A 15,006-nucleotide genomic window follows, 5' to 3' on the forward strand; every position below is an offset into this window, starting at 1 on the left:
ACTAATATAACTTTACTGATTACTCTCAAGACATTCATAAACCGCCATCATATCTCGTTTATCCAATTCGCGAATACGATTAAAAATTGGTATTTGCGAAACAGCTTCTGTTAATAAGCTCTCATCCACAACATCATTAACTTTTCCAGTTAACCATGTTTGTACATCTACGCCCTCAACAACTTCTTTTAACCCTTCGTCATTAATACCAGTTGCATTACAAGTTACACATGGGATTGTTAATTTAAAGACACCATCATGTAAATTATCTTCCGTTATAACTTTCTTTCCTTTACAAAATGGACATGGATTACTTTTTTTAATTTTATTAATTTGGGTAACTAACTTTTTGTATCCAAACGCTTCGTATACATACGTAAGTTTTTTATATTTACCATTTGTGAAATACTTATCTATAATGTTTTCTCTCGTTTCATATACATTCGGGAAATCACAAACAGTTACTTTATTATTAACACTAATAGATTCAATATTTCCTTTTATTTCGCCCCAAAATGGTAAGACATTTTGTAACACCATTTCATAGTTTGAAAAGCTAGCCTGTTCTAATTCAAACATTTTCAGTGCAACTTGTGCTTTTCTTGGCAATAACGAAACATCTTCTGTCAATTTCATATCGCCACCAACTATAGACTTTAATTTATGAAGTGCAGGTAAATCACCGACTATTTTCAACAAATCATCAACTGGTTGATTGATAATTTCACGAATATCGAAGTTACCAAATTTAAGCGGTTTATGATGATTTAATACCGTTCCCTCACAAATTGGACATGTCATCATTTCTTTAGAAGACTTAATTTCTTCTTTAATAGCTGCTTTTGAAATAACAATATACCCACCGATGATTGTATTAAATCCTACCCATGTTCTGCGTGTTTTTCCTTTTTTATCATAAAATGATTTTTCAAAATATCCGTACCAAAACGTATGCTTTTCTTCCTCTGACATACCGTTATAGCTCTTTGATAAATCGTGACCAAGCTCATTTTTAATTTCTTCAAATAAAAATTCTATTTTTTCATATTGATAAAATTTTAATACTTTCATGATTTCTGGATCAAATAAACCATCCCAAAATGGAATGTTTTTATCTTGAATTGTAATATCTTTATCGAAAACTTCAATTTGAAGACGTCCAGAACAAGATGGACAGTGATTGTCCTGTGAATAGAAATCAAAACTTCCCGTATCTTTATTAGTTGGATGAGCAGCTACAATATGATTAATTAGTCCCCCAATCTCATATAAGAAACTATATTGACTATATAAATGTCTTTCAAGATCAATAGCAACAACAGGTGCAATTGTATCTGATTCATATTCGCCATAAATTAAACGGGCCATTGATGATAAACTTTTTAAAATACCACCCTTATAAATGTTTTCCGCATTTTTAAAATAGTTAATATGATTTTCTTCTAAATAGTGAACGCCTTCTTTATGTTTAAGTGCTGAAGAAATATGTATTTGCTCAGCATGATTCACACTACTTTTTTGACGATAATAATCTTCATGACTTACTACATCAAGATGTTTTATAGATTCAAGCTGTCTTTTCCCGAAATCTACAATATAATCAGAGTTTTCTAACATATAGCTATTATGTTCAATCATAATGATAGAGACCGATTCATCTTGTAATATCCCTCTAACACTATCTATAAATTGATTTAAAATATTTTGTGATAAACCTTTTGAAGGCTCATCAAAAATAAATAATGTATGTGGATTTCTAGTGTTTGCAAATAACTCCGAAACTAAATGAACACATTGAAACTCACCTGTTGATAATGTTTGTGTTTTTCGCTCTAACGTTAAATAACCAAGTCCTAATTTAATTAGCAGACTTAAGCGTTTATACGTAATATCTTCATTTGGGAGTTCATCTATAATATCCTCAATCGAACGCTCAAAAATATCCTCAATTTCTTCGCCATACTTTGTTAGTTTCTTTTTAATATCTAGGAAAGTGGCTACAGTTGATCGACTTGTAATAGATTGATTTCGATCTTGTCCTACCATAACTAATTTATCTTTTGGATATCGTTTCATGAAATCTGTAGCTAAACATTCGTTAACAAGTGTAGATTTCCCGCATCCAGATTCTCCTGTAACCGTTACAAGCCTATTTTTAGGAATTTGAAACTCCACCATTTGGATATTACGGCAATATAATTCTTGGAATGTATAATATTCTGTTGGCACTTCTTTATTTAAATCCCACAGTATTGGTTTTGGTCTTGGTGACTCTTTCACAATTTGCCCACCATATTTCCCGCTACCAGGTCCAAAAAACAATTGCTCATCTGTTGTATCCAATACCGTATCTGAATGATCAATGAGCCAAATTTGATTTTTACACCCTAACTGCTTAATCTCTTCTAATATTTGTAATAATGTTTCATGATCAAGTCCGACTGAAATCTCATCAATAATAATTACAGCATTTTCACTTACTGCCATGAATTCAGCCAAATATAGTCTTGTTAACTCTCCACCTGACAACGTACCCATAATTCGATTTAATGTTAAATAACCAATGTTCATATTAATTATATTTTGCAATATATGTTGCTTCGCATCACTAATATTTAACTCTTCCGCTAACGAGAGAATAGACTCAACACTTAAATCATTTATATTTGAAATTGTATGTGGTTTAGCAAATAAATCTATCGTATGTTGTTCGATTTCTTCACTATAACGTTTTCCTTTACATTTTTTGCACTCAATATTTTTAGTAGTACCTCGACCTTTACAGCCAGTACACCAGCCTAACTGGTTATTGAATGAAAAAACCTCAGGTGAAAGATGAAATACATCGGCAAGTTTTTCACGTACCTCTGTGAAAACACCAGTATGTGTACCGATTGTTGAACGTGGATTGGAAGAAATCGATGATTTTCCTAGAAAAAGAACTAAAGGCATATCTTCCATCTTAATAGCACTAAAATTCGTTTCCATAATGTTAGGAAATAAATATTGATATTCAGCCTTTGGCAATAAAGAAACTAATCGTTTTTTTGATTCTTCGCCAATCGTTTGGCAAAAAGTTGTTTTACCTGATCCTGATAAACCAGCAATTCCAAACGACTTATTAAATGGAATTGCTGTATCTAATTTATTTATGTTATTAGCAATTAATTGATTTACTTTCATATTAACCTCTATTCTTATTTTTCATTAAAATCATTTTTACAGTGTAATAATTACATAATTAATATAACCTTTTATATAATTACCCTCTCACTTCAAGGATCTTATCCTTATATATTTCAAACCATTGTTGCCATTCATCTTTAGAAAATTCTTTTTCTTTCCCTTCTAGTACGGAGGAAAAAAGATTTAAGCAAATATGCCAACCAGCTATATCTTTTGGAGTATGATCCGTTAATTCATGAATGTACTCTTTAAGAAGTAAAAGAGTACCATTTTCCTCTTTATGTATTTCAAATCGGACACGATCTTTATCCCAGGTAAATTCAAGTAATGAGTTTACTTGACACTCTAAAATAGCAATATTTATAAATGAACCGTCCATCATGTCAAACTTGATTATTCCACCTGTTTTAAGGCTTTCAATCTGCAAATTAGACATCCATTTTTTAAGCTTACTGTTTTCTGTTAAAACAGACCAAACTTCCTCTATTGTATATGGAAATTGGCATTCGAATTTTACAATATACCCATCAGTTACTTTTTCAATTTCAGCTATCATATTGATTACCCCCTATATAGAATGTATGTTCTCACTTTATTTTACACGAATATAAATATAAAATAAATATTTATGTCACCGAAGTATTAATTTAAAGTTAATGGCGCTGAAAAACTTAAATATTTTCTAAATCAAGTTATATTTTGTTAGGAATTAAATATCATGTATGTCCATTTCCTTATTAAATATAAACTTACGTACAAAAAAAGCCGCATTTGCGACTTTTGAAATGATAGAATTTACTCTTGTTTTTGTTGAATGATTTAGCGCTTAATCGCATCGACAATTAGCGATGGAAAACCAAGTTTATCGCCTTTATTTCTAGAATCATACCTTTTAGAACGGAAAATAACACCTTCGTTTGCATCCCATTCGTTGTAATAAAATTGACCATTTTCATCACAATATTCAAGTAAAACCACCTCAAATCCAGCAGTTTCAAACATTTGCGTTAATGTTTTATAATTATGAACGATTTTATGACTTGCTGCTGGATGATCTTTCGGACCTGGTCCGCCTATTTGAACTATATTTTGGTACGCTTCATCTTGGAAAAACGCATCAGGAACACCGCACCGAATGTGCCCTGCTGGCTTTAAAAATTCATAACAAATTTCTGCTGCTCTTACACCTTCTTCAAACGTAAGGTGTTCCCATACATGCTCAGCTAAAATAGCCGAAATAGAATTGTATTCAAATCTTTCTTCCCACGTAGCTTTATCTAGTAAATTAAGTTCATCTTCTTGCGTTTGAATCCAACCTGGATTATTATTAAACACTCCAGCTCCAACTACTACTTTAATGTCTTCTTGTATCATTGCCATAACTTTCACCTCGTAAACATTTTAATTATTAATATATTCTATGTTTACTAATATCCTTCCTTCTTCAACAAATTTATTAGCATGAATCCAGTACAATACCGAACTCATGCCCCAAAAACTATCTAATGCAGCGATTTGTCTAACTTTATAAAATTAGTTCATAATATACAACGGTTTTTATACTATTTATATACGATTTTTCATACATAAACATAACACACCAAACATTAACATAAAACCAATCACGTAAAAACTTGTTGTTCCGCTGCCACCAGTATTAGGGATTATCCAGTTATTTTTCACATTTTCCACCGTTAGTTTCTGTATCCTTACCGCTTCTGTAATTTCTATTTCTATTGGATCTCTAAGTAACATATATCCGTTTGGTGCTTTTATTTCTTTAATCATATACTTTCCAAGTGCTAATTGGTTGGAAATCACCTTTCCTTTTTCATCCGTTGTTAATCTACTAACTTCTTTATCTTCTTTATCTAAGACTTGAAATACAGCACCTTTTAGTTTTAAATTATTATCCTTATCATCGACTTTCTCAATTTCAATTTGCCCAGTCAGATTTTGTAATTTCCTATTTCCTATTCTAATTTCTACTACTACATCTTTTTCTATTTTTATAGCTGTCTTATTTTTTAATAATTCATAACCATTTGGTGCTTCTACTTCTACTAGGTTATAGTTACCTACTGGTAGATCCTTTGATATCGCTTCTCCTTTTTCATCTGTTACTAGCTCTCCAACTACTTTTCCTTTAGAATCTTCAATATGAAACTTTGCTCCTGCTAGTTTTTTATTATTATCGCTCGTATCTACTTTTACTAACTTCATTTTCCCCATTGGATCTGGTAATTTCTTATTCCCTATTTTAATTTCTACTACTGTATCTTTTTCTATTTTTACAGCTATTTTATCCTTTAATAATTCATAACCTATGGGTGCTTCTACTTCCAATAGGGTATAGTTACCTATTGGCAATTCTTTTGATATCGCTTCTCCTTGTCCATCTGTTACTAACTCTCCAACTACTTTTTTATTTGAATCTTCAATATGAAACTTTGCCCCTGCTAGCTTTTTATTATTATCGCTCGTATCTACTTTTACTAACTTCATTTTCCCCATTGGATCTGGTAATTTCTTATTCCCTATTTTAATTTCTACTACTACATCTTTTTCTACTTTTACAGCTATTTTATCTTTTAATAACTCGTAACCTTTAGGCGCTTCTGTTTCCACAAGAGTATAGTTACCTATTGGTAATTCTTTTGATATCGCTTCTCCTTTTTCATCTGTTACTAACTCTCCAACTACTTTTTTATTTGAATCTTCAATATGAAACTTTGCCCCCATCAATTCTTTATTATCATTATTACTATCAACTTTTTTTATTTTTATCTTTCCTGTACTAGGCTTGTTCCATTGTTGCCAGTTAAATTTGAAATTGTGAAATTCAAATCCACCAGTTTGTTGTACAGTACTGACAAATGCTTGTCCATTAATTGAGCCGCCTTTTGTTTCTAATACAGCATTTGGAGCAAACACACTCCCAACAACACCATACCCCTCTGTTGTGATCTTTTTCGCATTAGGAAAAACCCAAATCATTTTCCCATATAGCTCAGTAAACGGTGAATTAGGAGAATAGGGTTGAGATGTAGGAATTATATCCGTAGCCCTTCCAATATTGTTCGTGTCATATAGAATGGACCCATTTTTAAATGTAACCTCTATTGCATCCGAATACATAACGATAAAATCTTTTCCTTTAGCATTGGGTAAAAATACATCTCTTATATCTAAATTGATTTTCCCTGTCAATTCTGATGAAACATAAATATTAGGATTGTTTATATCTTTTCCGATTCCATAACTCATATTTGGAATTGGGGTATTCGTTTTATATTGACCTGCATTTTTACTGACTTGGTTCACTATGTTGTGAAATTCATTAAATTTCGCGTCAATTTCTAGTTTTTCTTTATAAACGATACGATCATAAGAAGAATGTATGATACGATCTGGATCACTCTCTTTTGTCATTACGACTATTCCGTTTTGAATGATAAAAGATTCCTCTCTTGATTTTTTAAATTTTCCAGACAATAACAAGGATGGATATCCCTCATCACTCCATTTTTCACCTACTATATTAGATGTTCCCGCTGCTGCACCTACAATTGTATAACCAGATGCATCCATATCACCTTGAACTGCAATTGCGCCTTCAATATCGCCACCTACTGCTTTATGGTTACCAAAGACAACAGCATTATAACGCGATATATCACCTAGACCTTCTAAGTTTATCGTGGATCCATACGCTTCTTTTGGTACATAGACGACAAAACTTACACATAACATCAACAAAGCCATAAAATGAATACTTACCAGTTTTAATCGTAGCCTCAATTCCTTTATTCCCACCTTTACCGTATTTTTCTACAGTCGAATAAAGTGCACTTTTATTAGTGATCCTTCCCTACATACGTTCTGTGCTTTTCCCTAAATTTTCGGATACATTATTCATTAATACGGGATAGATACATTCTATCTAATTATTTTTTTCTTATAAATTACGACCAGAAGCGTACATAACAATAGGATTGGAACTATTACCGTCCACTTATTAAACATAGATACCTCTGTACTGATTCCTTGCTTTTCTTCCTGGTTGAACTCTACACGCTCACCTCGAACCAGTAATCTATTTGTGTTTACTCCATAAGGCGTACATGTAATTAATGTTATATAATCTTTATTTTCCACAATTTTTAAATCGTCCGTTTCGTGTGGTAACACTACTTTAATTTGATCTACTTTATAAGCAAGAATTTTGTCTAAAGAATGAATATAAAAAAGATCTCCTTCACTCAACTTATCTAAATCTGTAAATAATTTTGCTGATGGTAAACCACGATGCCCTGTTAAAATAGTGTGCGTATTTTCTCCACCTACCGGAAGTGAAGAATAATCTAAATGACCTACCCCGCGATTTAAAACTTCCTCAGAGGTCCCTTGATAAATTGGTAGTTTTATATTAATTTTCGATATTTCAATATACCCCATTACATCACCTAAATTTAACGCATCAGCATACGCTTGATGATTACTTTTTTCTTCAGAAAATGGATCTGCAAATGTTTTCATGGAAGTTTGAACTTGTTTATTATATTCGGTTGCTTCTTTTTCCCTACGTTCAACTTCTTTCTTTTGTAGTGCTTTGATCCTCTTATCGTAGGAGCTAATCTCAGAATAATGTGCACGAGTCGCCAACCAATTACTAATAGTAGGATATAAAAATATAGATAATCCAAATAAAAAAATACCTCCTAAAACAAGATTTCGTTTCATATTTCCACCTCTGTATATACTAAAATATCGAAAAGAGGGAAGCATTTTGCTTCTCTCCTTTTCAAATCACTTGGTTACATGTTCCTAAAACCTTAATTATTAGCAAACTTTTTTCTAAAGAAAACAAATGCCGCTGTAGCCATTAACGCAAGGCCTAGTACAGTAAATAGCGTTGTTCCGATACCACCCGTTACAGGAAGAATCCATCCACTTTTATTATTTTCAATCGATAATTTAACCGTTTGATTATTTTCGCTAATCTTTACATCAATAGGGTCCTTTAATAATTGATATGAAGCTGTTGTACCATCTTCTTTTGTATAAGTTGGTGCTTTCGTTTCAAAAATTTGATAGTCTCCATACGGAATGTTAGTCCATTTAATAACACCATTTTCATCTGATATACCTGTGACTTCTTTACCTGCCACAACAACTACTTTTCCATTTTTATCTTTAAGTACAAACTCCGCACCTTTTAATTTCTTCTTATCAGCACCATCTACTTTTGTTAACTCGATAATTCCAGTTGTCGGAACAACAACTACAGGTTTAGATTCCTTTTCTCCAATTACATCATTTTTATTTATAAAATCAATTTTTGCTGTATTTAAAATTTCGGCACCAGAAGCTACTCCTTCTTTTACTTGTGATTTAATTTGCAAATGAAATTCTTTTTTACCATCTAATTTTGTGAAATCTTTTACTGTAGCTGTTACTTTTTGACCTTCTACAGCTACCTCTACAATACTTGTATTTACTTCCGCTCCATCAATCTTCACAATTGGCTTTCCTTGAACCATTAAACGATTGTCCAAAGTATCTGTTACTACATATTTTTTGTATTCTTTAATGTCTTCTGGTATTAATGTTTTGATATCATAATTGTAATTAGTTAACGGATTTATTGGTAACGCTTCCAAATTTCCGTTAATCTTTTTATTAATAGTTGGTTCTTCATAGTTTTTCACTTCTACTTTAACTACTGTACCAGAAGTAATTGTTCCATCTTCATTAATAGTTCCGGTGTTCTTTATAAAAAACTCTCGTTTAGTCGGATCTATTACATACCCTTTCGGCGCCTTTGTCTCTTGGAAATAGTATTCCCCATACTCTAATCCTTGCACGCGAATATGCCCATTACCATCTGTTGCTAACTCTTTTTTCACTTCTGTACCATCTTTTTTAAATAAAGAGAATACTGCACCTGCTAATGCTTTTTCATTTGCACCAGTCTTTACTAAATCAACTGCACCACGTTTAATCTCATTTTTCGGATACATATGAACATCATAGTTTAGTACCTTACCCTCTTTATTCGTTAATGGAATATCCACTGTATACGTATTTGGATTTAGGTTAACATGCGGAGGTCCTGCCACTTCTTTCACTTCATAACGTCCTAGCGGGAGATCTTTTAATACAGCTTGTCCGTTATCATCTGTTACTACTTGAGTTGGAGTTGCTCCCATTACAGGCTTCACATCTTCTTTCACGATTTTCCCATCGTTTGAAATTTTTTCAAACGATGCAACCCTTTTCACTTCAAACGTTACACCTTTTAACGGTCTCGCATTTGTTGGTACCTCTTGATTTGCAGAGCCATCACCTTCTAGTCCTGGTGCGCCATCTTTTTCTTGTTCATATTTATGAATCGTTAAAGTACCTTTGGATGGTGAAGCTGCCTTTACTAATACACTAGACCATGTAGAAAATGTTAAGAAAAATACTAAAAGCACACTAAATATTTTTTTCATTTCTCTTATCCCCTTTACTACTTCTATCATTTTATTAATCTCTTTATTACTATTACCTTCTTAAAAGTAATAGTGTGCCAAGTATCAGGTTTAAACGAATAACATAAAACATAGCCGTCTAACAATCCATTGTTTAGAATCACTTATTCACTCTTCTTATTTTCTATTATTACGTTGTCTCTCCGTATGCTATATGTAGTTTTCTCCCCTGAATTATACTTATATCTCTACTTCAAAAATCGTTACATATTAACTTCTATCGCTAATTTTCATTATTCTCTCCCTTCCTATCCCTATTTAAAATCCCACCTTAATCATTTTTACATATAAGCAATAACCGGCAAATAAGTGTGACGATTCATATTTTACGTTACTCCTTAAAACTATTACCTGTATATTCAAATAATATGTGCTATTCATGTTAAATTATGGTATTATTCTTAGAAGTTTATAATTTTTATAGCTAAAGTTTTTCCGTTTCTACTTTTGAAAAAAGGAATATGTAATCATTCAACTATTACGCACAACTGTAAGGAGGAATAATATGACTAAAAAGCTCAGTCTAGTTGAGATAGAGTACATTTGTAATATGTTTTTCCAATCTTTTGAAATTCCAGTTTGTTTTTTAGATTGTAACCAAAATATTCTTATTGAGTTTACATCAAAAAATGATTCACATTCGTGGTATGCATCAAACATAGAGCAGTTACATGTGCTTTTACAGAAAAATGATACATATAATTTCCCTATCTTCAGAACTCACCAACATTTAGGGCACTTTATTTTAATTCACATAAAGAGCGATTATATGATGAACGGTACTGTTATTATTGGGCCCTTAACACATGTAAATTTTTCTACAAGTAAAACGGATAGTAACCTTAATTTTATTTCTAATTATAAAAAAACAATTAACCATTATTTTCCATCGTCAGTCAAAGATCGAAATTTCTTTGTAAATATAGCAATATTGTTCTATAACATTCTCTATAAAAAAAATTCAGATGTAGGTACCTTTTCAAATAACAGTGACTCATTTCATGTAAGTCATAGCAGTATCTTAAACGAGGATGTATATATTTCAATGCAAAAAGACGAATCTATTTGTCATAACTTGTATATAGAGCAACAACTACTTAGAGCTATAGAAAACGGGGATAAAGAAACCGTACTCAAATATTATTACGAATTCCAACGAGAGACTCTTTCATCCTTATCTTCATTTCATCAATTAAGACGTCATAAAAACATTTGTATTTCATCCATCACACTTGCTACTAGATATGCTATAAAAGGAGGTCTTCCTTCCGGGATTGCTTACAAGATTTACGATCTACACATTCAAAAGACAGAGGATTTAAAAGACACAGAATCTGTTTGGGATTTATTAAGAAATGTTTTCTATACTTTTGCAGACCGTGTAAAAGCACAAAAAGTACAAAAACACTCAAAGACTATCGCTATTTGCAAAAACTATATTTTTGAAAATATTTACAATCAAATATCTGTTAAACAACTTGCTAAATTTGCAAACGTAAATTCAGATTATTTATCTATATTATTCAAAAAGGAAGTCGGTATTTCATTAATTGAGTACATTCAACGTGAACGAATCGAAGAAGCTAAAAAATTATTAACTTTCACAACCCATCCCTTATCAGACATATGTGCTTCGCTCAACTTTAGTGATCAAAGCTATTTTACTAAAATTTTTAAAAAATTCACTAACGAAACACCTGGTAAATACCGGAAATCCCATGTTGTCATATAGAGTTAAACTTTCATGAAAACTAAGTGTTTTCAGTAACTTATTAATGAAAGATTAGAATTACTCTCACATTCATGACATTTTGGGTTTAGGCTATTTATCAATCAAAAAAACACGTAACTATTCTTTTATTTGAATGAGAATAGTTACGCGCTTTATATGTGTAGGTCTGTAGGCAAAATACACTACTTACATACTAAGATCTTATTAAGTAAAAAATTCATCTAATAATTATTGTGTGAGAAATAATCCATACTATTATTTTTATACCTTTCTAAATTTGCGAACCAAAGTGAGTACTGTACCGACAATAATCATCCATATGCCCATTGCTGTACTGTTCGTTTCACTTGCACCCGTGTTGGGAAGCTCTTTATATGTAAATTCTTTTTTATCGGAATTACTATTGTTCGGGATATTACCGTTATTACTGTTATTAGTAATACCTTTATCCTTCACTAATACTTTTTGTATTGTATGTACCTCATTACCTACAGAATCTGTGACACTATATATTATTTCAAAAGTACCAGCTTTAGTGGTATCTAAAGCTCCTTCATAAACTACTTTAGAAGTAAGGTCACCGTTCTCCTTATCAGTAGCTGATACTCCTGCCATTGGATCGAATTGATCCCCCTTAGTAATTGTAGTTGTAGTAGGTACTTTTAATATTGGTATTTCATTCTTAACTTCTTCTCTAACTTTGACCGTTACAGTTTGTTTAGCAGTTCCTTCATGACCTTTAGAATCTGTAACTGTATACGTTAATACATAAGTACCTGCTTTAGATGTATCTACTTTACCATCAATTTTTACTTTAGAAGTAAGATCGCCGTCTTCTTTATCAATGGCTTTTACTTTCGCCATTGGATCGAATGAATCTCCTACATGAATTGTCGCTGCAACAGGTACTGTTAATGTAGGGTTTAGATCTGATGTTTCTCCATTTCCCTCTACAATTACAGTCTGTGTTGCCGTTGCATTCCCACCTTGAGAATCAACAATAGAGTACTCCACAATGTATTTGCCTGGTTTAGAGGTATCTACATCACCTTTATGTTCTACTCGATTTGATAAATCACCATCTTCTTTATCAATAGCTTTTACATTACTCATCGGGTCAAACATATCACCAACATGTAGTGTAATTGTAGGCGGTACAGTTAATTCAGGGACTTGGTTTTCTGCAGTTTTTTCATTTTCTTTCACTGTTCCTTTAATTTTTGCTGCATCAAAAGCTTTTTGGACCGTTTCAACCTCAATTGAATTTGCCCCATATTTATTTGTTGCAACTTTAAGACACGCTAATCTTAATTCAGAGAAATTAGAAGTCATATTCAATTCATCAGTATTTGCATAATAGAAAATATCAAACATTTTATCTTCACCAATACCATTTACAGTTACATCGTTTTGAGTGCCACCTTGTGCAATTAAATACGCGACTTTATTAATAATATTTGAATTGAAATGAACACCCTCATTATCTTCTCCGTTTAAATCACTAAATTTACTATAATCATCTGGATATGGTACTCCATCAAAAAATTTGACTGAAGATGGATTTTTCATATTACGAAGAATTGATCCACTTTGTTCTCCTATTGTCCAATTAAAATCTCCATTATTTATATATTTTTCAATAGCCGTTCCCATAATATCAGATAATGCTTCATTAATTGCCCCCGATTCCCCAAAGAATTCAAGATTAGATTCGCTAGATGTAACCGCATGTGTAAATTCATGGCCCGCTATGTCAAACGCTTTAACCATTGGATCACCATATATAAGCATACTAACATTGTTAATATTAGCACTAAATGCATTCCCCCAATTTTTAGGATCATCTGTTTCTCCTGAATGCCATGCATGTACAACTGATACTACTTTTTTCCCCTTATTATCAAAACTATTACGTTTATATTTGTCTTTATAGAAATCATATACCTTTGTTGCTAAGAAATGAGCACTTACCGCCTTTGGATCATTAAACGTTGTTGAAGTACTAGTTGCTAATATACCAGGATAATATTGTTCTTCAAAATTAATATCTCTATAATTTACATCATACGTCTCAATTCCTTGCCCTCTTGTATAATCAACAAGTGCATATTTTCCGTTACTTTGCTCAGAAATACCAAATGAGCGAGTTATACCTAAGTCATCTTTTCCTGTTCCAGTTAATGATATGGAATTGCTTTTTTTACTCTCCTTTAAAGATTCAAGATGCTCTTCACTTACTTTTAAACTTGATTCTTGCACCATATTTTTTAACATATCACCATTATGAGCATTCACTAAATAAGTTCCAGATACATAGTTTGGTGTTGCAGCAGCAAATGTAACTTGATATGCATTTGTAGCCTGCACACGATTTTCATCAACAAAAATAACTTCCTTAACTTCTGGCTCAGAAATAAATTTAATATCCTTTCCATACTTCGTATAAATATATTGTTTTGCTTCTTCCCTTGATATATTAATAGGATTCTTTAAATCTTCTTTTGCTAAATTTTGTGCACTGTCTCCTGAAACACTTTTAATAACACCTTTTTTATCTACATGAGCAGTCAATTGGTATCCATATACTTCTTTTCCTTCATATACTTGTTGCATACGCAAAAGTGTCGTCCCATCATATGAACCACGTTTTTGAAGAACCTTGTAATCTACCCCTTCGTCTCCACTAACTTGTTTTGGAGACAAAGCATGCTCCGTCTTTTCCTTAAGTGCATCTTTCACTACATTTTCTGGCATCTTTTGTGATGGTTGTGTAAGTTCACCGGTACGGAACGAATCCTCTTGAACATCAACTTGCATTTGAACCGTTTCCTCTGCATAACCTACCCCATATGGTGTTACACTTGTTAAAGCTAATCCTGTTGTTAATGCAACTATAGCTATTTCTTTTTTATTTTTCATGTTATTTTCCTCATATAATTTTCTAAAATATGAAACTGCTAAAATTCATACAATTTATTCCTATCATAAAAAGATGACTTCTGTAATCAACAAAAGTCATCCCTTCAATATGTAATATCCTTAATATATTTTTAATGCATAATTTCTATATAAACAGAAAAAAGTATTCATTAACGAGCATTTTGCATTACTTTTATTAGGTCATTTATATTTTCAACTTTCTGCTGAAACTGATCAAACCTGCTATGTAACAATGAAGGATTTTTATCTTCAGTTGAAATAACTTTTTTTAATTCCTGTTCTAATTTATCATATGTATCAAAGAAATTATCAAATTCTACACTTACAAGTTCTTCATTTTCACGATAAAATCTTTTTGCTTCTATATAAGTTATATATGATTTATTTAAAAACCCTAATGAAATTAAATATTTAGAAGTGTTTTCTTGATAAATAGCAATATCAGATGATATTTTCATATCAGAATAAGTCTTTTGAACGAAACAGTGCAACTCAAAAATCTTAAACTTTAATACATTATTCATTTCATTCCCTCCCATCCTATCTATTCTACATAAAAAAAGAATATTATACAAAGTAAAATATCAATATAGTACAAAAATAATAAGCGAA

9 protein-coding genes are annotated in these 15,006 nt (G+C 31.7%); 1 reads left to right on the forward strand and 8 read right to left on the reverse strand.

All coding sequences use genetic code 11. The features are described 5' to 3' along the window. Positions 1 to 12 precede the first annotated feature (12 nt). From VF726_RS26375 to VF726_RS26400, 6 genes are all read right to left on the reverse strand, one after another. The gene (locus tag VF726_RS26375) at positions 13 to 3,183 is read right to left on the reverse strand and encodes an ATP-binding cassette domain-containing protein (RefSeq protein WP_440173134.1); all 3,171 of its coding nucleotides are present in this window, start codon (positions 3,181 to 3,183) and stop codon (positions 13 to 15) included. Positions 3,184 to 3,262: 79 nt separating this feature from the next. After that, positions 3,263 to 3,742 (reverse strand): SRPBCC family protein, encoded by a 480-nt coding sequence (locus VF726_RS26380; RefSeq protein WP_440173136.1) that lies wholly within the window; start codon positions 3,740 to 3,742, stop codon positions 3,263 to 3,265. A 263-nt stretch (positions 3,743 to 4,005) separates the two neighbouring features. Next, the gene (locus VF726_RS26385) at positions 4,006 to 4,566 is read right to left on the reverse strand and encodes a class I SAM-dependent methyltransferase (protein WP_440173137.1); all 561 of its coding nucleotides are present in this window, start codon (positions 4,564 to 4,566) and stop codon (positions 4,006 to 4,008) included. 186 nt (positions 4,567 to 4,752) lie between these two features. Beyond that, positions 4,753 to 6,987, reverse strand: a complete 2,235-nt coding sequence (locus tag VF726_RS26390) for a SpaA isopeptide-forming pilin-related protein (RefSeq protein ID WP_440173139.1) — start codon at positions 6,985 to 6,987, stop codon at positions 4,753 to 4,755. 138 nt (positions 6,988 to 7,125) lie between these two features. Then, on the reverse strand, positions 7,126 to 7,929 hold the full coding sequence (locus VF726_RS26395; protein ID WP_440173141.1) for a class C sortase: 804 nt from the start codon (positions 7,927 to 7,929) through the stop codon (positions 7,126 to 7,128). A gap of 92 nt (positions 7,930 to 8,021) precedes the next feature. Further along, on the reverse strand, positions 8,022 to 9,683 hold the full coding sequence (locus tag VF726_RS26400) for a SpaA isopeptide-forming pilin-related protein (protein WP_440173143.1): 1,662 nt from the start codon (positions 9,681 to 9,683) through the stop codon (positions 8,022 to 8,024). 544 nt (positions 9,684 to 10,227) lie between these two features. On the opposite strand from VF726_RS26400, the gene VF726_RS26405 reads away from it, so the two are divergent. Continuing rightward, complete coding sequence (locus tag VF726_RS26405; RefSeq protein WP_440173145.1) at positions 10,228 to 11,454, forward strand: helix-turn-helix domain-containing protein; 1,227 nt, start codon at positions 10,228 to 10,230, stop codon at positions 11,452 to 11,454. Positions 11,455 to 11,715: 261 nt separating this feature from the next. Here VF726_RS26405 and VF726_RS26410 read toward each other — a convergent pair whose 3' ends face one another. Next, positions 11,716 to 14,373 carry a M4 family metallopeptidase gene (locus VF726_RS26410; RefSeq protein WP_440173147.1) on the reverse strand — a complete coding sequence of 886 codons (2,658 nt, stop codon included), beginning with the start codon at positions 14,371 to 14,373 and terminating at the stop codon, positions 11,716 to 11,718. Between the two features lie 170 nt (positions 14,374 to 14,543). Then, complete coding sequence (locus VF726_RS26415; RefSeq protein ID WP_440173149.1) at positions 14,544 to 14,918, reverse strand: hypothetical protein; 375 nt, start codon at positions 14,916 to 14,918, stop codon at positions 14,544 to 14,546. Positions 14,919 to 15,006: the final 88 nt, after the last annotated feature.

Source organism: Bacillus sp. Brlt_9 (genome assembly GCF_051948935.1).
Classification (GTDB): domain Bacteria; phylum Bacillota; class Bacilli; order Bacillales; family Bacillaceae_G; genus Bacillus_A.

Excerpts from the sequence above, each read along its gene's own strand:
- VF726_RS26375 (WP_440173134.1), bottom strand. The coding sequence starts at position 3,183 with ATGAAAGTAAATCAATTAATTGCTAATAACATAAATAAATTAGATACA.
- VF726_RS26380 (WP_440173136.1), bottom strand. The coding sequence starts at position 3,742 with ATGATAGCTGAAATTGAAAAAGTAACTGATGGGTATATTGTAAAATTC.
- VF726_RS26385 (WP_440173137.1), bottom strand. The coding sequence starts at position 4,566 with ATGGCAATGATACAAGAAGACATTAAAGTAGTAGTTGGAGCTGGAGTG.
- VF726_RS26395 (WP_440173141.1), bottom strand. The coding sequence starts at position 7,929 with ATGAAACGAAATCTTGTTTTAGGAGGTATTTTTTTATTTGGATTATCT.
- VF726_RS26400 (WP_440173143.1), bottom strand. The coding sequence starts at position 9,683 with ATGAAAAAAATATTTAGTGTGCTTTTAGTATTTTTCTTAACATTTTCT.
- VF726_RS26405 (WP_440173145.1), top strand. The coding sequence starts at position 10,228 with ATGACTAAAAAGCTCAGTCTAGTTGAGATAGAGTACATTTGTAATATG.
- VF726_RS26410 (WP_440173147.1), bottom strand. The coding sequence starts at position 14,373 with ATGAAAAATAAAAAAGAAATAGCTATAGTTGCATTAACAACAGGATTA.
- VF726_RS26415 (WP_440173149.1), bottom strand. The coding sequence starts at position 14,918 with ATGAATAATGTATTAAAGTTTAAGATTTTTGAGTTGCACTGTTTCGTT.